The organism is Luteibacter anthropi (assembly GCF_023699965.1).
Classification (GTDB): domain Bacteria; phylum Pseudomonadota; class Gammaproteobacteria; order Xanthomonadales; family Rhodanobacteraceae; genus Luteibacter; species Luteibacter anthropi.
Genome location: NZ_CP077072.1, coordinates 3,176,374 through 3,197,413 on the forward strand (window position 1 = coordinate 3,176,374; position 21,040 = coordinate 3,197,413).

General features: G+C 65.2%; 19 protein-coding genes. 4 read left to right on the top strand and 15 right to left on the bottom strand.

Annotated elements, in window-relative coordinates; genetic code table 11:
• Complete coding sequence (locus tag KR767_RS13820; protein WP_250876684.1) at positions 1-1,257, top strand: ABC transporter permease; 1,257 nt, start codon at positions 1-3, stop codon at positions 1,255-1,257.
• Positions 1,258-1,334: 77 nt separating this feature from the next.
• Here KR767_RS13820 and KR767_RS13825 read toward each other — a convergent pair whose 3' ends face one another.
• The 9 genes from KR767_RS13825 to KR767_RS13865 all read right to left on the bottom strand — a co-directional run bounded on the left by KR767_RS13825 (position 1,335) and on the right by KR767_RS13865 (position 11,106).
• Positions 1,335-2,060: an energy transducer TonB gene (locus KR767_RS13825; protein WP_250876685.1), complete on the bottom strand. Its 726-nt coding sequence runs from the start codon at positions 2,058-2,060 to the stop codon at positions 1,335-1,337.
• Positions 2,057-2,479 carry a TonB system transport protein ExbD gene (exbD, locus tag KR767_RS13830; RefSeq protein WP_250876686.1) on the bottom strand — a complete coding sequence of 141 codons (423 nt, stop codon included), beginning with the start codon at positions 2,477-2,479 and terminating at the stop codon, positions 2,057-2,059. Before exbD ends, KR767_RS13825 begins: the two co-directional genes overlap by 4 nt.
• Positions 2,476-3,189, bottom strand: coding sequence for a tonB-system energizer ExbB (gene exbB, locus KR767_RS13835; protein ID WP_250876687.1), 714 nt, complete (start codon positions 3,187-3,189; stop codon positions 2,476-2,478). Before exbB ends, exbD begins: the two co-directional genes overlap by 4 nt.
• Positions 3,186-3,767, bottom strand: a complete 582-nt coding sequence (locus KR767_RS13840; RefSeq protein ID WP_250876688.1) for a biliverdin-producing heme oxygenase — start codon at positions 3,765-3,767, stop codon at positions 3,186-3,188. The genes exbB and KR767_RS13840 overlap by 4 nt, the downstream gene beginning before the upstream one ends.
• Positions 3,768-3,773: 6 nt before the next feature.
• Positions 3,774-5,201 carry a surface lipoprotein assembly modifier gene (locus KR767_RS13845; RefSeq protein ID WP_250876689.1) on the bottom strand — a complete coding sequence of 476 codons (1,428 nt, stop codon included), beginning with the start codon at positions 5,199-5,201 and terminating at the stop codon, positions 3,774-3,776.
• Between the two features lie 85 nt (positions 5,202-5,286).
• Positions 5,287-6,057, bottom strand: coding sequence for a Slam-dependent surface lipoprotein (locus KR767_RS13850; protein ID WP_166949282.1), 771 nt, complete (start codon positions 6,055-6,057; stop codon positions 5,287-5,289).
• A gap of 94 nt (positions 6,058-6,151) precedes the next feature.
• A complete protein-coding gene (locus tag KR767_RS13855; RefSeq protein ID WP_250876690.1) occupies positions 6,152-9,259 on the bottom strand; it encodes a TonB-dependent receptor in 3,108 nt (1,035 codons plus the stop codon).
• A gap of 241 nt (positions 9,260-9,500) precedes the next feature.
• Positions 9,501-10,454, bottom strand: coding sequence for a FecR family protein (locus KR767_RS13860; protein ID WP_250876691.1), 954 nt, complete (start codon positions 10,452-10,454; stop codon positions 9,501-9,503).
• Positions 10,455-10,557: 103 nt separating this feature from the next.
• Complete coding sequence (locus tag KR767_RS13865) at positions 10,558-11,106, bottom strand: RNA polymerase sigma factor (RefSeq protein WP_250876692.1); 549 nt, start codon at positions 11,104-11,106, stop codon at positions 10,558-10,560.
• Positions 11,107-11,180: 74 nt separating this feature from the next.
• Between KR767_RS13865 and KR767_RS13870 the strand changes: the two genes are divergently transcribed.
• A complete protein-coding gene (locus tag KR767_RS13870; RefSeq protein WP_250876693.1) occupies positions 11,181-11,933 on the top strand; it encodes an AraC family transcriptional regulator in 753 nt (250 codons plus the stop codon).
• Here KR767_RS13870 and KR767_RS13875 read toward each other — a convergent pair.
• From KR767_RS13875 to KR767_RS13885, 3 genes are read right to left on the bottom strand one after another with little or no spacing between them, the layout of a single operon-like run.
• On the bottom strand, positions 11,930-13,465 hold the full coding sequence (locus tag KR767_RS13875) for a DHA2 family efflux MFS transporter permease subunit (protein WP_250876694.1): 1,536 nt from the start codon (positions 13,463-13,465) through the stop codon (positions 11,930-11,932). The genes KR767_RS13870 and KR767_RS13875 overlap by 4 nt on opposite strands.
• Positions 13,458-14,567 carry an HlyD family secretion protein gene (locus KR767_RS13880; RefSeq protein WP_250876695.1) on the bottom strand — a complete coding sequence of 370 codons (1,110 nt, stop codon included), beginning with the start codon at positions 14,565-14,567 and terminating at the stop codon, positions 13,458-13,460. The genes KR767_RS13875 and KR767_RS13880 overlap by 8 nt, the downstream gene beginning before the upstream one ends.
• A complete protein-coding gene (locus KR767_RS13885; RefSeq protein ID WP_250876696.1) occupies positions 14,564-16,027 on the bottom strand; it encodes an efflux transporter outer membrane subunit in 1,464 nt (487 codons plus the stop codon). The genes KR767_RS13880 and KR767_RS13885 overlap by 4 nt, the downstream gene beginning before the upstream one ends.
• A 290-nt stretch (positions 16,028-16,317) precedes the next feature.
• On the opposite strand from KR767_RS13885, the gene KR767_RS13890 reads away from it, so the two are divergent.
• The gene (locus KR767_RS13890) at positions 16,318-16,983 is read left to right on the top strand and encodes a response regulator (RefSeq protein ID WP_250876697.1); all 666 of its coding nucleotides are present in this window, start codon (positions 16,318-16,320) and stop codon (positions 16,981-16,983) included.
• Positions 16,984-16,993: 10 nt separating this feature from the next.
• Here KR767_RS13890 and KR767_RS13895 read toward each other — a convergent pair whose 3' ends face one another.
• A complete protein-coding gene (locus tag KR767_RS13895; RefSeq protein WP_250876698.1) occupies positions 16,994-18,088 on the bottom strand; it encodes a glycosyltransferase family 9 protein in 1,095 nt (364 codons plus the stop codon).
• Positions 18,089-18,786: 698 nt separating this feature from the next.
• On the opposite strand from KR767_RS13895, the gene KR767_RS13900 reads away from it, so the two are divergent.
• Complete coding sequence (locus tag KR767_RS13900) at positions 18,787-19,215, top strand: hypothetical protein (RefSeq protein ID WP_250876699.1); 429 nt, start codon at positions 18,787-18,789, stop codon at positions 19,213-19,215.
• Here the strand turns inward: KR767_RS13900 and KR767_RS13905 are convergent.
• Positions 19,172-20,257: an ATP-binding protein gene (locus tag KR767_RS13905; protein WP_250876700.1), complete on the bottom strand. Its 1,086-nt coding sequence runs from the start codon at positions 20,255-20,257 to the stop codon at positions 19,172-19,174. The two genes, KR767_RS13900 and KR767_RS13905, sit on opposite strands and share 44 nt — an antisense overlap.
• Positions 20,257-21,006: a response regulator gene (locus KR767_RS13910; RefSeq protein WP_166949640.1), complete on the bottom strand. Its 750-nt coding sequence runs from the start codon at positions 21,004-21,006 to the stop codon at positions 20,257-20,259. The genes KR767_RS13905 and KR767_RS13910 overlap by 1 nt, the downstream gene beginning before the upstream one ends.
• Positions 21,007-21,040: the final 34 nt, after the last annotated feature.

A 21,040-nucleotide genomic window follows, 5' to 3' on the forward strand; every position in this document is an offset into this window, starting at 1 on the left:
ATGAGCCTGCATCCCATTCTCTCCGCGCTACGGAAGCACAAGTCAGGTGTTGTCCTGATCACCCTGCAGATCGCCTTTACCCTGGCGATCGTCTGCAATGCACTCTTTATCATCGGCAAGCGTATCGACACGATCGGCCGCCCTACGGGCATCGATGAAAGCGACCTCTTCCTGGTGCAGCAGCAATGGGTAGGAGCTCCCAGCGAAAGCGACGCAAAGGGCGCGCAAGTGCTGGACAACATGCAGAAGGAGGATCTGGCTGCCCTGCGTGCCATGCCCGATGTGGCCGCTGTCAGTCCCACCAATTCGCTGCCGCTGTTCTCGTCGGCGTGGACGGGTGCCGCCGGCCTTCGCCCGGGTAACGGCACGCTCGATTCAGCCAGCGCAGGTACGGCACACGTTGTTTATTACTTCATGGATGACAAGGCCTTCGATGTGCTGGGGACGCGTGTCGCGGCAGGCCGGCCCTTTCGGCCCGACGATGTGGTGAATGTCAGGGCGACGGACCCTCGCCGGCCCAGCGTGGCCATCATCGCGCGCGCCTTGCAGGACAAACTGTTTCCCGGTGAAAGCGCCATCGGCAAGGTGTTGTACCTGGATGGTGCCACCACGCCGGTGCGCGTGATCGGCATCGTGGATGCGCTCCAGGGGCCGAGCTGGGTGAAGGACTTCGAATGGAATACGGTACTGCTGCCCTTGCGGGGCAACGGCAGCTTCACGCGCTATGCGGTGCGGGCCAAGCCGGGGAGGCTTGAGGCTGCCATGAAGGCCGTGCCTTCCGCGTTGTATGCAGTCAACCCGATGCGGGTACTCGGCGAGGACAGCATCACGCCATTCGCGGATATTCGCGCCAAGGCGTATGAGGAAGACGTGGGCATGGCGATCATCATGGGTATCGTATGCGTCATCCTGCTTGCCGTGACCACGGCGGGCATCGTGGGCCTCACCAGTTTCTGGGTGGGCCAGCGTTACCGGCAGATCGGTGTCAGGCGTGCACTGGGAGCGAGGAAGATCGACATCCTCCGGCATTTCCAGATGGAGAACCTGGTCATCGCCGGCGGTGGAGCATGCCTGGGTATCGTGCTGGCCGTGATGCTCAACGTCGTGCTGATGCACTACTTCGACATGGATCGCCTGTCCATGCCCTGGGTATTCGTCGGCGTGGTGGTGGTGCTCCTGCTTGGCCAGGTCGCGGTGTTCGTCCCCGCGCGCCGCGCCTCCAATGTCCCCCCCGTAGCCGCAACCCGGGCCTTGTAGGAGCGCGCCTCGCGCGCGACCGGTCGTCGCGAAACCATTCATGTGTTCGCCATACCGGTCGCGCGCAAGGCGCGCTCCTACAGGGGGGTGAGGAAGAAGTTGATTGGTACGAGCACCATCACGGGGTTGCCGGGAACGTCGGTGGGCGGAGGGGGCAGCGGGCTGGAACGGCGCACGGTGGCCAGCGCTTCTTCATCCAGCAGGGGATATCCGGAAGCCTTCTGAATGACTGGATCGGCGACTCGACCCTGGCGGTCCACGGCGAAGCGCACCCATACGACGCCTTCCTGGTGCAGGCGTTCGGATTGCCTCGGATAGCGGCGATAGCGCTTCAGCCACGCTAGCAAGGTGCTCTGCCATTCGGCTTTCAGCAATGCACCATCCGCCGCTTGGGTAGACGGTGCCGCATAACGCTCCGAAGCAGGGGCATCGACATGCGGCGGTGCGCTGCTTTCGTCGGATGCCTTTTCGGCTTTTGCGGTGTCTGCGGATACGACGGGTTCCGGCGTGCCTGCAACCACGTCCTTCACGGGAGCAGGTGGCGGTGCGATATGGCGCGGGGGAGTGGGTCTGGAGGCAGTGCTGGAACGAGCTTCCTTCAACGGGCCGGTCTGCTGTTGCGTCATGGGTGCCGGGGGCGCCGAGGGCATCGGCGCCGGTTCGATGGCAATGGCTTCCATCGGCAGCTCCGCCGGCACCACCGGGCGATCCATGCCCAGCCACGCGACGACGGCAATCAGCAGGGCGAAGGCCACCGCCACCACGAAGGCGCTGATGCTCCAGCGCAGACGATCGGCATTCATCCGTGATCGCGCTCCAGCCCGACCAGTGCCATGTGTGTATAGCCCGCGTCGCGCAAGGCATTCATGGCATCCATGAGCCGCTCATAGGACAGGGTGCGATCGCCACGCAAAAGCACGCGACGCTCATGGTCGGCCTGCGTGCGCCGGTCCAGTGCATCTTTAAGCGTAGCCGGCTGCACGGTTTCATCGTCCAGCTTCCACCCGCCGTCGGCGGCAACGGTGAGATAGAGCGGACTGTCATCACGGGGCCGCACGCTCGCGTTGCTTGCAGGCAGGTCGACGGGTGCATCCACCGTGGCGAGCGGTGCCGCCACCATGAAGATGATGAGCAATACCAGCATCACGTCGATGAACGGCGTGACGTTGATCTCATGCGCCGGTTCCAGTTCCTCGCTGTCATCCTCGGTGCGAAAGCTCACGGCACGGCCTCGCGGCGACGCTGCGAGAACGCATCCGGTGCTTCGTGCTGGCGGTCGAGGTCGCGCGATACCAGTTCCATCACGCGTGAGGACAGATCCGCAATGGCCGAGCGCAAGGCGCCTACCGAGCGGGTGAAGTGGTTGTAGATGATCACGGCGGGAATGGCGGCGGCCAGGCCGATGGCGGTCGCCATCAGGGCTTCTGCGATACCGGGCGCCACCACGGCGAGGCTGGTGGTATGCGCACGGGCGATGCCGGTGAAGCTGTTCATGATGCCCCATACGGTGCCGAACAGGCCGACGAAGGGGGCAGTCGAGCCGATCGTCGCCAGCAGCGCCGTACCGTGGCGGAGCTTGCGCACCCATGCGCGCTCGACGCTGGCCATGCGTGATGCCGTACGTTCCTTGATGCCCTGGCGTTCGCGCAGCCCGGCAGAATGACGGCGTTCGTTCCAGGCTGCCTCGACCAGTGCCTGCACGACCCCCGGTGGCAGGGAGGCGGCCGTGGGCAGCACGCTGGATTGCTGGAGGTATTCACTGGCATCTTCCACCCGTCGTCGGAAACCGCGCAGTTCCCACGTCTTGGCCAGCAGGATGGTCCAGGTGGCGAAGGAGGCGAGGGCGAGCAGCAGCATCACGGCCTGGACCACGCCGTTGGCGTGGACCAGCATCGACCATGCATCGGTGGCCGGCATATCCTGGGTGTTCATGCGAAGCATTCCCGGGTGAGCACCAGGGCGTGCGCAAAGGCGGCCTTGGCGCCCTCGACCGCGCGACGCTCCTGGTTGTCGTCCAGTTCGGCGGCATCCAGTGCCGACACGAAGCCACGCCAGTGGCCGGCCCGGCCGTCTTCAGGCGTGGCGAGATGGCTCGCGCCAAAACCGGGGGTGAGATCCAGTTTCGCCGCTAGCTTGAGCAGAATGGCCGCGCCGAGGTTGGAACCCTCGATGACGTAGAGCCAGCCCAGACCTGTTGCCGGGTCGATGCCGCCGGCGAAGGGAGATGCATCCTTTTCCGGGCGTTCGACGCCCAGGGCGATCATGTCATCCATGAGAGCGGGAAGCCGCCGGCGTTCGGGCAGGTCAGGCAGCATCACGGCGTATGCCGCATGGTGAAAGAGCGGATCGGCGGCGCGATGCAGCCGGTACTGCATGCGCAGGAAGCGCGTGTAGTTCTCGCGCGAGGCGAAGGGCTGCCCGGCCATGATGAGCTTATCCAGCTCGCTGTGCATGGGGCGGGTGGCTTCGGCGAGACGGCGGGCACGTGAGGTGATGTCGATGGTAGTCATATCGGTTCAGAAGGTGTGTTCGAGACGGAAACTGACCTGGCGCCGCTGATAGCTGTACAGCCAGCCCACATTGCTGCGCACGCGGTTGATCTGGGCGGTGACACTCGGTGTCAGCCCCATGAAGCGGAACCTGGGCATGCCAAGGATGAAGATGATGTTGCGTTCGACATCGTGGCGACGTGCTTCCAGCATGTCGCTATACGCCGCGTAGTCGCGGTAACGAAACGATGCCGACAGATAGGTGGTGAAGGCACTCCCCCAGGCGCGTACCACGCCGATGCGGGCGCCACGCTGGCGGAAACCCTGGGTGACGTCACGCGCGTTCTTATCCACGAGGTCGAGGCCACCGAACACCGTCCACTGCCGTGGCAGCTGGTACCACAGCGTGGCGAAGGCATCGCTGAGCGCGCCATCGTAGGCGTTGTAACCGGGCTGCTTGTAACGGAACTGCTTGCGATCCGTCTCCAGCTTGAACGTCGTGCTGGCATCGACGTCGTGAATCCATTCGGCATGCCCGCCCCACGCGGTGTAGAGCAGGCCGGTACCGTAGGTGCCGGCATCGAAGCTCGGCGCGATGGCCCAGGTGTCGTGGGCACTGCGATGGTCGTAACCGATCTGGGTGACGCTGGTGACCTGGTTGTAGCGTGAATAGCCGGGGTAGATGTCGCCAAAGGCAAACGAACGCAGGTAGATGCCGCTGTGCCCCGACAACGGCATGCGCCGGAGCAGGCTGCCCTCGAAATTCACGCCACGGGAGCCGATGGCCGGGGGCACCTTGCGATTGATGAAGCAGGTGCCGTCCGGACCCACGAGCAGGCAGGTCTCGCTGGCCGAGGTCTGGTTGAGGTTGTCGTTGTACGACGGTCCGATGGCAAACGAGCCCTGCCACCCACGACGTCGCTTCAAGGCATCAATGAAGGTATCCACGCTCTTGCGCACACCGGCCATCTTCTCGTCGCTGGCGGGAAGGCGCTCGCCGATGCGCCGGAACAAGGCTTCGGCGTCCCTGTCTTCCTGGTTTTCGAAGAGCACGCGGGCGAGTTCGAGCTGTCCGGGCAGGAAGTCGTCCTGCAAGGCCAGTAGTTCGCGGTACTCGCGTTCCGCGCGATCGAGGTTACCGTCTTCGCGCGCAAGGCCGCCACGTGCGTAGTGCAGCAGCATGGGGTCGGCCCCAGCCATCGTCTCGTAGCGTGCAAGAAAGCGGCGTGCGTCGTTCCAGCTGTGCTTTTCCAGGGAGACGTAGAGCGCTTCGCCCACGTCGCTGATGGTGTCGCCCACGCTATAGGTCTTGCCGTCGATGACGATGCTCGACGTATCCGCGTCTTCGACCAGGCGTTTCTCACGCGCGGCTTCGCGACGCTCGCCGGTCTGGTCGAGACGCAAGCGGGTATCGTCCACGGTCTGGGCGCGCAGGGCAGGGCAGGCGATGAGCATTGCCAACGCGAAGAGGAGCGGGGGCCCCGTGAAGGCCCCCCGCTCCCTGTCGCGTGGCGGATGACGAGGGGTCATCCTCACGGGATCACTGCTTGGCACCGCCGAACGCGGTGTTGTACTGGCGTGCATTGGCGAACGAGACGATGCCCGCCACCGATGCCGCGTTGGCGCCGAAGAAGCGACCGTTCACCGAGCCGTTCGAAGCCACGCCCACGCCACCGACGCTGGCCGAGCCGCCGGCACCCACGATGTTCGCCCCGGCGATGGTGGCGGTACCGATGTTGACGGTGTAGTTGCCGTTGGACACCGAGCCGGTCAGCTGGCGGCTGGCGAAGTTGGCCTGGAAGGTACCGGCGAGCGCACCATTGCTGGCGTAATCGCTGATGCCCTGCACGGCGTAGCTGGCCGTGCCCGTGGTCGGCACGGTGGTGCCGGCGGTGTCGCCCGCGTAGTACGTGGCGTGGGTGCCGTCGGCGGCACTGGCCGTCTGCGACCACTCACCGTAGTAGACGTTGGCGTTGCTCACCTTGGCGAAGTGGAAGGAACCCAGCTGGGTGTGGTCCGGCGGGGAACCGGCAGGCGGCGTCGGGCTGGCGAAGTTGAGGAAGGTGACGCCCTTGGCATCCGTGCTGCCGTAGGCGGTGAGGCCGGCGAAATCCACCAGGCTGCTGGTGCCGGTCGAGGGCACGCCGATGCCCGGCAGACCCGAATGGTGCGGACCGCCATTGACGGTGGAGGAACCGGCGCTGATGTTGTTGTTGCTGACCGCACCCACGACCTGGGCATGGGCGGAACCGGCGAGCAGCAGCGCGCCGACGGAAAGCAGGCCGAGGGCCTTGAGGGGGAAACCTTGCATCTGAATTCTCCTTGAGTGAGGAAGCGCCGGCGTCGGCTGAGCGCGGTATTCCCCACCATCCATGGCGGGCCAGCTGTAGCTCCATGAGGTTCAGTCAGAACCGCGCATTCACGCTGAGGCGAAGCGTCCGACCCGGGGCGGGCATCAGTGAGCGGGTGAGCGGATCGACGTAATAGCGGTTACCGAGATTGGTGCCGGCCAGCTCGAAGGTCATGCCGTTGCGCAGCTTGTAGTCGGCATAGGCGTCGTAGGTGACGATGGTGCCCCACGTGTACGGCACGTTCAGGCCGTAACCGCCGATGGTGCCCTGGCCGACATAGCGATCGAGCTGGGGATTGGAATAGCCACGGTAGTAGACCGTGCGCGTACCGACTTCCAGCGCCTTGTTGAAGAAGCGGGCGCCGAGGGTAAGGTTCGCGGAGAACTTCGGCGTGGCCTGGGTCAGCAGGTAACTGCTCACGAAGCCGTAGTTCATGCAGTTCGGTACGCGACCTCGCGCCGGGTCCAGCTGGATGGCGGTGCTCTCGTCGCAGGCCTTGTCGGTCAGCGTCTTCGCGACACCGAAATCGGTGAAGAAGCGGCCATTGTCGAATCGTCCCTGAAGCTCAAGGCCGCGAATCACCTTCTTGTCGATGTTGGTGAACTGCAGATAGGTGTTGCGCTCGATCACGTCGCGGGTGATGTTGCTGAACCAGTCGATCTTCACGTCGGCGCGGTGTTCGGTCTCCAGACCGAACAGGTCGCGCAGGTCGTGGATGTAGCCCACCTCCCAGGTGTAGGCGTGCTCGGGCTTCAGGTCGTTGAGCGGATTGATCGATGCGGAGAAGCCGATGGTGCTCTCGAACAGGCTGGGAAAACGGTAGGCCTGGGCGTAGCGCACATAGGCGCGGCTGTTCGGTGTGAACTGGTAGCTGGCCGAGAACCAGGGCGCCCAGCCGTGACCACGCTGGGTCTTTGCCGTGGCCTTCACGATGGTAGGGGCCACGGATTGCAGGCCGATGCCGCAGCTGGTGCCGGGGGCGAGGTTCTTCACTGAGGAAAGGAACCCATTGACGCAGATGTCGTCGGCACGGTGATACCTGCCGTTCGCATCCGGCTTCCAGTCCACGGTGTTGTCGAAGTTGTACGTCTGTCCTTCCATGGACTGGCGCAGGATGTCGAGGACGTCCTGGAGATCCTGGCCTGCAAGACCGGACTCGACGAGTCCGGGCCGGAGGGATTCCACGAACTTGTCCGGCGTGTTCTCGATCGTCTGGTAGCTCAGCGTGCGCTTGTCGTAGACGGTGCTGTTGAAGTAATCGCCCTTGCCCGCACGAATCTGCGCGGCCAGGAAGTCGTCATGCGCCTTGTAGCCGGAGTAACGCATGCCACCATCCAGGGTGAGTGCATCGGTGGGGCGCCACTGCACGTCGAAGTGGATGTCGTATTCCTGGCGCCGTCCGGCGCGCGGAAATTGCCGCCAGCCGTCGAAGGTGCCGTTCCACACGTCGCTGGACGACAGTTTCTCGTGCTGCCAGTTGCCGCCCACGGTGAAGTCCACGCGATCGCCGAACTGCATGCGATTGCTCAGCGTCAGCCCGACGCGGTTGTTCTGTGCGTTCGCCAGTGCGGTATTGCGGATGATCGGATCGGTCAGGCCCTGGGCATAGTTGGGGAAACCGCCGGCGCTGTACGTATGACTGGCCGTGCGCGTGGTCCATGCGTTGGCATGCAGGTCGAGCCACGGGCTGTCGGGATTCCAGCGGTATTCGAGGTTGTAGGCTTTCGCATCCACCTTGCTTTCTGGCCACTGGATGGCACCGATGTCCTGCACGCCGCTCAGGAAGATGCGCGAGGGCATGATCTCGCCATAGCGCGACAGGGTGTCACGCGCGCCTAGCTGGAGGCTCTGGTCGGGCGAGATATGCCAGGTGATCTTGCCCATCCACGACTGCATTTCGCTGGAGGTGTTCGGCACTTCGTCGCCCGGCTGATAGGCGTTGCCCAGTTGCCGGATGATGTTGTTCGAACCGGCGGCGAGGCCTTGCTGGGTGTAATAGCCCGCGTCGTTCTTGCCCGAGAAGTAGTTGCCGCGCTTGCGATACGCATAGGCGGCCAGGTAATCGAAGTCGCCTTCCTTCGCAGCAAAGGCCAGGCGATAGGCGCGGTCGCCCATGCTCAGTGTCTGCGCGTCGTCACGAACACGCTGGCGCAGCGTCGGATCGGAGTAGGGCGAATTGGGAAGCGTGCCCACCGGTCCGCTTGCCGTACCGGGGAAACCAGGCACGTTGCGATAGTCCTGACCGGTGAGCAGGGAAGGGAAGCGTGGCGACGTCGAGTTGTTCGCGCCCTCGGCCTTGATGTCCAGGCCCACCGTGTGGCCCGGCTGCAGTACATCGTCCACGTCCAGCGTCTTTACCACCACGGCGCCACCGATGCCGCCATCCACGTCGCGTGCGGTGGTGGGGCCCTTCAGTACCTGGATGCCGCCGATCAGCGAGGGATCGATATACGCGCGGTTGTTCGCGCCGTTGTAGCCACGCCATACGGTGATGGCCTGCTGCGTGCCGTCGATCAGCACGGGCACCCGACCGGGGCCCTCGATACCGCGGATGTTCGGGTCAAGCGCACCGCTGTTGCGCGCATCGCCGCTGTAGACGTTGACCATGCCCTTCAGCAGGTCGGCCGGGTTGCTGCCGCGATAGCGTTCGATTTCCTGGCGTCCCTTGTAGACGCTGGAGAAATCATTGTCGTAAACCGCATCGTAGCCCTGGCGATCACGCGCCTCACCCGTCGCCTGGCCGCGAGGCGTGCTGGATTCCACGGATAACGTGCCGGTTACCACATCCCCTTTCGGGCTGTCAGTGGCCTTCTCCAGGGTCACCACTCCGGGGCCGACCTGCTTCCAGCGCAGGCCGGAGCCCTGCAGAAGATGGTCGAGCGCTTCGGTGTCGCTGTAATTACCCTTCAATGCAGGTGCCTGGATGGCGTAGGGCGCTTCGTCGCTGTAGATCACCTGCAACCGTGTCTGCGAGGACAGCGCAGCGAGTGCCCGCGGCAGCGACTGGGCGGGGATGTCCACGGCATGCTTCGTGGACTCACCGGCGGCCGGGGCCTCCTGCGCACGCGTGGTCGCCACGGTACCGAGGGCGAGGATGATGGCGGCGGCCAGGAGCGTCGGCAGTGACGCAGGCGAGCGGCGGGGCGTGGTCTTGTAGGCCATGGGTGAGGTGCGGTCCCTGAGTGGTATTGCAGGAGATGCGAATGAGTCGCATTGCCTGCCTGCCCACATAGACGTACGGGAACCTGCGAATCCCCCAAGGAATTTTCGATTTTTTTAAAGGACGCGAAGCAATGGGCCTGCCGCGACATGTAGGAGCGCGCCTTGCGCGCGACCGTTCGTCGCGCAACACAGCACTGTTTCCGCGCATCCGGTCGCGCGCAAGGCGCGCTCCTACAACAGCTCAGTACACCAGGGTTATCAGGGGGCCCAGCCGGGTGCGTTTCAGGTGGAGGGATGCCACCACGGCGTCCAGCGCCTTGTTCGGGTCGCGCACGTCGAAGGCACCGGAGACCGGCAGCCGTCGCAGCACATCGCCGCGTACCCAGGTGGTGCCGTGCCGGTAGCGGTCGATCTCCGTCATCACGTCGGCCAGCGGCGCCCGGTAGAAAACGAGCTGGCCACGCGTCCATGCGGCGAGGGCATCGGCTTCGCCATCGACGGCCTCATGCGCACCCGACATATCCAGCGCGGCGGCGTCCCCGGCCAGAAGGGTCAAGCTCTCGCCTCCGCCTCCGCCTCCGCCTCCGCCTCCGCCTCCGCCTCCCTGCACGGCGACCCGTCCCTCCACGACGCCGACCCGTGTCTGCCTTTCATCCATCCGCACGTCGAACACGGTCCCCAGCACACGTGCCTGCCCGTATTCGGTATGCACCGTAAAAGGACGGGCTGCATCGTGCGCGACGTGGAAAAACGCTTCGCCGTGTACCAGGCGGATATCGCGATGCGTCGCGTCGATGTCCACGTCGATCGCAGAGTTCGTGTTGAGCGTGACCTTGCTGCCGTCGGCCAGCATCACGTCCTTCGACTGGCCGATGCCCGTCGAGGCATCATGCGTATCCGGCCAGTAGATGGTTGCCGTGACCGCCAGCACGAGACAGGCGGCTATGGCGAGTCCCGCCATGCCGCGACGACGTGCCGAATGCCGTTGGCGCAGGGGGCGGAGTTCCGCCAGCACGGGAGCTTCAAGTTTTCCGTAAAGGGCTTCCACCTCGTCCATGGCTTGCGGGTGGCGCGGGTCGGCAGCGAGCCAGCTGGCATGCGAAGCGCGCAGAGCCGCGTCGGCATCGCGCAGTCGCGCATGCCAGCGCACGGCTTCGGCAAAACAGTCGTCGTCGATGGTCGGTTGCTGGTCCATGTGCCTATCCGCGGTCCGGAATGGGTGGTCGGCGATGATCGCGCCCGGTGTCAGGTCACCCTTCATGAGCAATGACGTTCGGGCGGGAAGGTTTCCCCCACCCTCATGGGCCGTGTCCTGCCGATTTCACGCGTCGACGGCAGGCCAGCATGGCATGGGCGATGTGGTTCTCCACCGTTTTCGGCGAAATGCCCAGGCGTTCGCCGATCTGGCGCATGGTCAGGTGCTCGGCCCGGTAAAGCAGGAACACCTCCCGGCACTTCGGCGGCAATTCGCGGACAGCCTGTTGCAGCAGGGCGTACTCCTGCTGGCCGGCCACCACCTGGAAGGGCGAGGGTGCCGGGGTGGCCACCTGGTCGGCAGGGGCATCGTCGTGGAAGTGTCGGTCGTGCAGCATGCCCTGGCGTTGCCGGTCGATGACAAGATTGGCCACGACGCGGTACACGTAGGCCAGGGGATTGCCGACACCACTGCTGTCGGCCCGGGACTGGCGTTCGGCGGACAGGCGCAGCCATGCGTCCTGTATCACGTCATCCGCCAGGCTGGGCGAACCGCCCCGGCGCAGGGCAAACTGCCTCAGTTCGCCGTATCGGCTCTCCAGCAGTGCGGCGAACGTCGGCGCCCCCGTGGCGTCCGGGTCACGGTCAGGCATCCTCTGGCCTCGTAGTGGACGGATACCCACATGGTATCCTTGTTGAGAATGACTCGCAATTGCAATAAGGTGCCATGGACATCCATTTCGATCCCATGGCGATGCCGGTCAGCGGTGTCGCTGTCGATTACCCCAACGGGCACGTCATCGCGCCTCACAGCCACGCACGCTCCCAGCTGGTCTATGCGGTGGAAGGCGTGCTCGTGGTAGTGACCGATGCCGGGCACTGGGTGGTGCCGCCCAACCGTGGCGTGTGGTTGCAGGCAGGCGTGGCGCACTCGGTGCGCATGCGCGGGCAGGCACGTATGCGCAGCGTATTCGTCGATGCCCATGCCGCGCCGGGCCTGCCGGTGCGCGATTGCGTGATCGAGGTGTCGCCGCTGCTGCGCGAGTTGATCCTCGCGGCCACGGAGGCGGGGCAGGTACGCGACGCGGACAGCAGGGACGGTCGCGTCATGCGCCTTCTGCTCGACGAACTGCGGGTATCGCCACTGCTGCCGCTGCACCTGCCATGGCCTGACGATCCGCGCATACGTCGTGTCTGCACGGAGCTGGTCAGCCATCCGGCCGACGAAACCACGGCGGGTAGCTGGGCGTTGCGGCTGGCCATGAGTCCGAAGACGTTTCACCGGCAGTTCCTGCGTGGCACCGGCATCACCTTCGGGCGCTGGCGCCAGCAGGCCCGCCTTCTGGGGTCGCTGGAGGCACTGGCGGAAGGCCTGCCTGTGCTGCGCGTGGCGCTTGAGCACGGCTACGAAAGCCAGAGCGCCTTCGCTGCCGTGTTCAAGCGCCAGTTCGGCGTGTCGCCGTCGGCGTTCTATCGCTAGCGCCGCCGCAGCATGAAACCGCCACCGACGCAGACCAGCATCGCGATGCCTGCGAGATAGAACGTGTCGCTATAGGCGAGCAGGGTGGCGTCGCGATGCACCAGGCGATCCATCAGCCACAGGGCACGCTGGCGCAGCAGGGCGGTCCCCTCGCCGCCGGCATTGGCCAGCATGTGGGACAACGAGGCGATGCGCTCGCGGGTGGCCGGCTCGAACGGATTTACCGATTCACCGATCCGCTGGGCGTGGAAGCGCGTGCGCTCCACCACGAGCTGGCTGGAGATGGCGATGCCGATGGCGCCGCCGACGTTGCGCACCATCGAAAACAGCCCGGATGCCGAGCCCAGCTGCTCCTTGCGCAGCCCCTGGATGGCGAGCACGCCCAGCGCTACCACGATCAGCGACTGTCCCACGCCACGCACGACCAGCGACGGTACGATCACGTTGGCGGAAGCATCAGGATTGAGATGGATGTTCATGAGGCAGCCCAGAGCTGTCATGGCGAAGCCGGCAATGATGACGGTGCGCGGGCTGGTCAGGCGCATCAGGCGCGGCGTGGCAAACGACATCACGAACTGGACGAGGCCGTAGGGGATCATCAGCAGGCCGATCTGCCGGGCGTTATAGCCATGCACTTCCGCGAAGTAGTTCGGTACGAGGAACACGACACCGAACACGACGGCGCCAAAGGTGAACTGCATGAGGCTTGCCATGCCGAAGTTGTAGCTGGTGAGCAGACGCAGGTTGAGCAAAGGCTCCTTGCGACGCAGTTCCACCACGATAAAGGTGATGATGCCGATCACGGCGATGGCCGTGCACCAGACGATGAACGACGACGCAAACCAGTCCTCGCGCCCCCCTTCTTCCAGCATGATCTGCAAGGCGGACAGGCCGATGGCCATGGCAGCGATGCCACCCCAGTCACCCTGCCGCAGGCGATGGACATGCGTGGGCTGCGGACGCACGGACCAGCCGATGGCCGCCAGCAGGAGCAGGCCCGGGGGTATCTGGAGATAGAAAATCCAGCGCCATGAGTAAGCATCGGTCAGCCAGCCGCCGAGCGAGGGGCCGGCGGCCTGCGCCACATTGTTCGCCACGGCGAAAAGGGCCATGCCCAGCGGGTGTTTCACCGCTGGCAGCTCTGCCACGATCAGCTGAAACGACAAGGGAATGAGCACGCCACCGAAGGCACCCTGCAGGGCACGCGCGAGGATCATCGTCTGTATATTGGGTGCCAGCGAGCAGGCAATGGAAAACACCACGAACCCCGCCGTGCCCACCATGAGCACGCGGCGCATCGTGAACACCGACACCAGCCAGCCGGTCATCGGGATGATCACGATTTCGGCGACGAGATAGGCGGTGGTGATCCATGAGCCTTCCTCGAACGTGGCGCCCAGCGAGCCGCGCACGTCCGGCAACGAGGCATTGGTGACGTGCACGTTCATGCCCGCCATGAAACAGCCGACCACGCTGCCCAGCACGGCCACCCAGGTGCGTAGCGATACGGTCTCCTGATCCTGTTCATTCATCGTGGGTGTCCACGGTGGCTATCACCGACATGCCGGGGCGGATGCCGGCCAGCGTTTCGCGCGAGGCATCGAGGCGGATGCGCACCGGCATGCGCTGCACGATCTTGGTGAAGTTGCCGGTGGCGTTGTCGGGTGGCAGCAGGGCGAACTGTGCTCCGGATGCGGGGGCGAAGCTGTCTACGTGTCCTGGCACGCTCAGGCCGCCATAGGCATCCACGTCCACATGTGCAGGCTGGCCGGGCTTCATGCGTTCGACCTGGGTTTCCTTGAAGTTGGCGATGACATAGCGCTCGTTAGGCACGACCGCGAGCAAGGGCGTACCCACATCGACGTACTGGCCGGTACGCAGGCTGCGCTGGCCGACGGTGCCATCCAGCGGGGCGCGGATCACGCTGTGTTCCAGGTCCAGTGTCGCCAGGGTGAGGCGGGCCTTCGCGCCGGCCAGTGCGGCGAGGGCCTTTGCGTGCTCCGCTTCGGCGCTGGCCCGCTCGGTATCCAGCACGGGCAAGGCTTGCCGACGCGCTTCCAGCGCGGCACGTGCAGAGGCCTCGCCTGCACCTGCACGGCGTGTATCGGCCAGTGCTACTTCGCGCTGGCGCTCGCTGCTGACCTGTTGCGCCACGAGGGTGGCCTGGCGGCGATCCTCGGTAGCTGCGCGTTCGCGCTCGGCCGAAGCCGCGGTGAGGTTGGCGACCGCTTCGTCCACGAGACTCTGCTGCTGCCTGTGCCTCGCATCGAGATTGGCAATGCGCGCTTCCTGGTCGCGCGCTTCGGCTTCTGCCGATGCCAATGCGGCTTCAGCCTGCTCCACGCGAGCCTTGTAGTCGCGGTCATCAAGGCGGGCCAGCACGTCGCCTGCCTTCACCGGCTGGTTGTCGTGCACGTCTACCTCGACAAGATAGCCGGGCACCCGGGGCGCTACGGTGACGATGTCGGCCCGGGCGTAGGCATCGTCGGTAGCAATGATGAAACGACCCGTACGCCACCAGTGAACGCCCCAGGCGAGAATCGCCACGGCAAGAAAGCCTCCGGCGTAGATGGCGATGGCGCGGTGGCGGGCGCGACGATCGATCGCGGCTTCATTGATGGTGGCGTCGGTCATGGTGTGGTTCCGGAAGAGAGGTAGGCCGTGGCCCGCTCGGGGTGAGGCAGCGCGACGGGTGGCGCATCGCGCCATCCGCCGCCGAGGGCCTTGAACAGGGCGATCTGCGTGTCGATCACACGGCCATCCGATTCGGCCAGGGCGGCCTGCGCGGACACGTCGTCACGCTGGGCGTCCAGATGCTCCAGGGCCCCGATCGCACCGGCGGCACGGGAGGCTTCCGCGAGATGCAGGCCTGTGGCACTGCGTTCGGCTGCGTTTGCCAGCGCTTCCCGTTCGTGTAGCGCAGCCTCATAGGAGAGCAGGGCCTGACGAGTGTCCTTCAGTGCATCGAGGATGCTGGCATCGAAGCGGGCGAGGGCAGCGTTCTCCCGTTCGCCGGCCTGGGTGATACGCGCGCGGACGACCGCGATATTTGGAAATTGCCAGGAAAGCAGCGGCCCGATGTTCCAGATCCGCGCGGCATGATCGTCAAGCCCATCCGGGTGATGCGCAGAGCCCGCGATGCTGGCGCCGAAGCTCACTTTCGGCCACAGTTCCGCGCGAATCTCACCCAGGCGGGCGCTTGATGTCGCAAGCTGGTATTCCGCCTCACGCACGTCAGGGCGCCGGCGAAGCATGGCCGTGGCGTCGCCATCGGGAGGCGGCAGGGTCGTCGAGGGCAGGGCGGTGCAGGCAGAGGCTTCACCGGGTACGCGATCAGGCGTGCGGCCCATCAGCGTGGCCAGCTCTGCTAAGGAGCGCTGTCGTGCGGCGTCCAGCGGTGCGAGCGATGCCCGCGTGCGCTCGACCAGCGCTTCGGCGCGTACGACGTCCAGCAACACGCCATCGCCTGCGTCCCTGCGGCTTCGCGCGACATCGCGCCCGTGTTCGACGAGGGCAAGCGAATGACGAGCTATTTCCAGGCGATGTCCGTAGGTGCAGGCGCCGAGCCACGCCCGCGTCGTTTCGGCCGCTACCGCGATGCGCATACCGTCCTCGGCGGCGGCCATGGCGCCTGACTGAGCCTGGGCAGCACCGATGGCATGGCGAAGACGTCCGAACAGGTCAACCTCCCACTCCACATCGAGGCCCGCCGTATAGCGTGTGCCGGTGCGTATAGCCTGCTGGTTCTTGAGGGCGGCTTCGATCTGGTCCTCAAGCGCGCTGCCGTATCCCGCGCCTGCGGTAAGCGTGGTGGTAGGCAGCCGTTCGCGGCGCGCCTCGCCCAGGGCGGCACGTGCTTCGCGCAGGTTGGCTTCGGCCACGCGAAGGTCGCGATTGTTTGCCAGCGCCTCGGCGACGGCTGCGTCGAGCGCGGGGAGGCGATAGAGCGTCCACCAGCGATCCGGCGTCGTGTCGGCAGCGGGTGATGTCGAGACGGGGAGCGCCACCGTGGTGTGCGGGGGCAAGGGAGGCTGTGAAGCGCAGCCGGCCAGCGCGACGCATAGCATCGCGGCAGGCCATGTTCGAGGGAGCATGGCTCGCATTCTCTTGAGGGAGTGAGGCCATGCTAGGGAGGTGTCGGGGTGTGTTCTGGCGCGATTGGGTAGATCGTTGTCTTGGAATGGTCATTTCCGGCGCTTTGGCCTGTCTGGTCGCGCGCAAGGGGGCTGCTGCCTGATCGCTGCCTCCCTGTAGGAGCGCGCCTCGCGCGCGACCCGTTGTGCCGAAAAATGTGAATCATCGCCATGCCACGCGCAGGCACGCTCCTGCGAAAGCAGGACATCGGCCTCGTATTCACGCACAATGCAAATCGACGGAGGTGCCTGTGAATATCGTAGTCGTGGAAGATGACGTGCCGCTCGGCTCAGCGATCAAACGCGCGCTGGAGCGGTTGTCCTACAACGTGACCTGGCTCACCACCGGCACGGAAGCCCTGGAAGCCCTGCGACAGGAGGCCTCCGACCTGGTGCTGCTCGACCTGGGCCTGCCACGCAAGGATGGCATCGAAGTACTGCGCGAAGCACGACGCCTCGGCGTACGCACGCCGGTGCTCGTGATGACGGCACGCGACGACGTGCGATCGAAAGTGGAAGGCCTCGATGCCGGAGCCGACGATTACGTCGTGAAACCTGTTCACCTCGACGAACTCGCGGCACGCATCCGCTCACTGGCACGCCGCGCGCAAGGCCATGCCGACAACGTCATCGAGGCCGGCGCGCTGCGCGTCGATCTCGCCTCGTTCGAAGTGAACTATCGCGGCGAACGCGTGGAGCTTACCCGCCGCGAATTCGCCCTGCTGCGCATCCTCATGGAGCGTGCAGGCCGTATCGTGCGCAGGGAAACCATCGAGAACTCCGTCTACGGCAGCGAAACCGATGTGGGCACGAATGCCCTTGAAGTACTCGTGCACGCGCTACGTCGCAAACTCAGCGCCGAAGCGATCCAGACCGTGCGTGGCTTCGGCTACATGATTCCGCTGACGCCGGTCTGATTGCTTCGGATCAGGCCTGCTTTCGCGACGACAGATGCGCGGCAACACGTCGCGCAGTACGCACGGGGCAGCCATCGTCACAGGTGAAACCGATATTGTCACCGCCGTACGGCGCATAGCGCTGCGGATCCGTCGCGCCGAACAGGCCGATCGTCGTGGCGCTGGTCGCGGCGGCAAGATGCATGACCCCGCAATCGGCACTGATATACATGCCGGCCGCGTCAATCACGGCGGCAAGCTTGCGCGGATCGCTGGTGAAATACGTGGGATAGGCGTTGCCCACGCGTGAGATGCCGTCGGCCGCCACCAGTTCCACGATGCGCCGAGGGCCTGTTTCACCAAGCAATGTATCAAGGAAACTGCGCCACCATGCTTCATCCAGGCGCTTGGCACCGGTGGCATTGGGGAAGATCGCAAGGATGGGCAAGGTGTCATCGTGTCCCTGCAAAACACGGCGCAACGTGTCGACACCGTGGCGACGCTCGCTGTCGCTCAGCCTCAGATCGGGCCGGGGCAGGGCGGTGACGGTTTCATCGCCCAATGCACGGCGCAGCGCATGGATGGCCCGTCCTGCGAAATGCACGGGCATGCCGTCTTCGAAATCACCGATTCGCAACTGGTAGCGGGCACGAGCCGTCGCAGCCGCTATACGTCCGGATGACGAACCCGCGGCCGCATCGATCACCAGATCATAGCGTCGACTGCGCAGGCGGCTCAGGACACTCAGCGTTTTCAGCGGATGCCGCAAGGCTCGGCGATCAAGCAAAAGCAATTCGCCTAGTGTGGCAAAGCCGCCGTAAATGCTGCGGGCGGCCTGCCCGGTGGCAAGCACATCCACTTCGGAACCGGGGTAATGCCGCTCAAGCTCCTGCATCAGCGGCGTCATCAGCACGGTGTTCCCCAGCCGGTGATTGGGCCGGCAGACAAGGATGCGCTGGATGCCATGGCGGGGAAGGGTGCCGGCACCCACGATGTTGCCCTGGCTGGGGAACATCCGCTGGACGATCCACCCCATGGCCTTGCGGCGAAGGGCCTGCAAGCGCCCATGAAAGGGCACGCGTTTCGTGGGGGATTCAGGGTGGGCAAGCGGAATCGCAGGCGACATGACAATCCGGAACCACCCGGCCATCCGGGCGTATGGCAACGATGACAGGGCATCCTTAGCTGCGGCTGTGGGGCAGATGAAAGTTTGCTTACAACCCGCCCCTGTAGGAGCGTGCTTGCGCGCGACCGGTGGGATCGAATCGATGAAGGTATTCGCGACAACCGGTCGCGCGCAGGCGCGCTCCTACAACAGCCCGCGATCACGTTCGACAGAGGCGGCGGGGGCGGCCCTTGGCGCGACTTGATGGAGGTGAGGGGAGTGGGCGGAAAAGGCCCGAAGGGGGCCGGCCAGGAAGGCCGGCCTTTTTCGCCGAGGCAGGAGCCGAGTCGAAAAACCCCGCCCGCTCCCCGTGCCCGAAGGGGCGCAAGCCATCAAAACACTGAGCCGCGCAGCGGCTCCTCCTTTCCCGAGGGACACCGCAGGCCGGAGCGCCAAGGGCCGCCCCCGTCGCCTCTGCAACGCCACGTACCAGCGCCGAGCGCGAGGCCGATAGGCGAGCCCTTGCTACGGAGCGAAACACTACAAGGGCTGCTTTACTCCGGAGCGACACCATTCCAACAGGTCGCGCGCGAGGCGCGCTCCTACATGGTGGGGGTGGGTCTTCCCGTGGCGGGGTGGGGCGGCTATCTTCCTAAGGTCCGCCTCAGCTTCCTTTGGCAGCGTGGTGCCATTGCCCTCCCGGAGGAAGCTTCCACTCCATGATGTCGTTCCTGAAACTTGCGATGCGGGCCATGCGCCGCTCACGGCACATCCGGCTGGCCACGGCGCTGCATCGCGGGGGGCAACCGGCCCGGGCGCTGATCACGGCGGCAAGTTTTCACCGGGATGACGGCCAGCTGCTGGAGATCATGCGCAGATATCGCGCCGAGTACGCGGCGCTGGGCCAGGCCGTGGCGACGCTGGAGCACGCCGGGGCCGGTGAAAGCGTGCAGGGGCATTACGTGCCGGTCAGCGCCATGTTCTTCAGCGATACGCTGGAACTGTGCCTGTCGTTTTCCCGGGGCGAAATCGAGTCACAAGAGGCCGTGCACCTGCTGCGCGATTATTTTGCCAACGGACGCATCGCCGTATCGCGTGCCTCCGCTACGCGAACACATCCTCGATCGCCGGGCCACGAGGCAGGTTGAGCCGGAAGACGGTGCCGCCCTTGCGGCCCTCTTCGCATACCGCATAGCCCCCGTGGGCCTGCACGATGGCCTGAACGATGGCGAGACCCAGGCCGCTGCCACCACTGTGGCGTCCACGCGATTCCTCGCCACGCCGGAAGATATCGAAGACGTGGTCACGCAGTTCGGCGGGCATGCCCGGGCCCTCGTCTTCCACACAGATCGTCGCTGCGTCGTCCTGCATGCGCAGACGGATGCACACCGTTCCCGGTGACGCATAGCGCTCGGTGTTGTCGAGCACCGCAAGCAAGGCCTGGCGGATACGCACGCCATCGCAGTGGATGGTGTCCTCGTCGAGATCCAGGTCGAATTCCAGCTGGCGCGCGGAAAAGCTGGGCTGCACCAGGGCCACGAGCATGCGGATTTCCTCCGCCAGGTGCACGTCGGTGAGTTGCAGGCCCAGGTGTCCGCTGTCGGCGAGGTTGATCACGCGAAGGTCATCGATGAGGCGCGACAGCCCCTCCACCTGGACAAGCAGGTTGCGAAACAGGCTTTCGTCCGGCTCGAACACGCCTTCTGCGAGACCCTGAAGCCGGCCGCGCAGGATCGACACCGGTGTGCGCAACTCGTGCGCGATGGCGGCATTCCAGGTGGTGCGTTCGTACGAAATCCGCTCCAGGCGCTCGGCGAGCGCGTTGAAGTCGCGTACGAGCTCGGCGGTTTCGCCAAGGGACTCGTCGCCAGCATCGGCGCGCGCGCTGAGATCGCCGGAAGCGGCGAGCCGGATGCTGCTGGCGACGGAATTCAGGGGTTTCAGGATGCGCCGTGCGAGTTTCTGGGCCGAAAGCGTGGCAAGGATGAGGCCCACCAGGGTGACCGTGCCCATCCACACCAGCTCGGTATTGGTGGGTAGCCAGTCGTTTTCCGTCTGCTCGGGCACGATCATGTCGTCGAACAGGAAGGCGTAGAGCACGTACGAGGTGACCAGGAACAGGCCGATCACCGTCAGCACGACGGCACCCGTGGACAGTACGATCTGCCGGCTGAGACTGCGTCGTTGCATCAGCCCGACGACTCCAGGCGATAGCCCACGCCACGCACGCTCACCGGCATGCCGGGCACGCCGGCATCCTCCAGTTTCTTGCGCAGCTTGCTGACATGGCTGTCCACCGTGCGCTCCAGCGTGTCACCTTCGGGAAGGCAGGCAGCCAGCAATTCGGAACGGCTGAACACGCGTTGCGGCGTGCGCGCCATGCGGGCAAGCAGCTTGAATTCGGTGAGCGTCAGCGTGAGCGACAGGCGCGATTCGCCCTGTATCACGTACACCGAATGCGTTTCGAGATCGATCTCGACGGGGCCGACGCGATGCTGCTGCACGGTTGACGATTCACTACGGCCGCTGCGCCGTAGCACCGCGCCGACACGCGCCGCGACTTCGGCCGGATTGAACGGCTTGACCACGTAATCATCCGCACCGATGCGCAGGGCCATCAGCTTGTCGATGTCCTGGTCGTAGGCCGTGAGCATGATCACTGGTGTCTGCCCGCGACGACGCACTTCCGACAGCACGTTCCAGCCATCGACGTGCGGCATGCCCACGTCCAGGACGATGAGGTCGGGTTTCAGGCTGTGATGCATGTCGAGCGCGGATTGTCCGTCCGCCGCATGCACCACGCGATAACCGTCGCGCGTGAGGTAGGAGCGGATGATGTCCGCGATGTCGGGGTCATCTTCCGCCACGAGCACGAGTTGCGCAGCGCGCAGCCGGTCGTTCGGTTCGGGATGACCCGGTGTGGGAGAGGGAGCGGCCATGGCGGAAATGCACGGACGAAAACCGGGGTTCTCC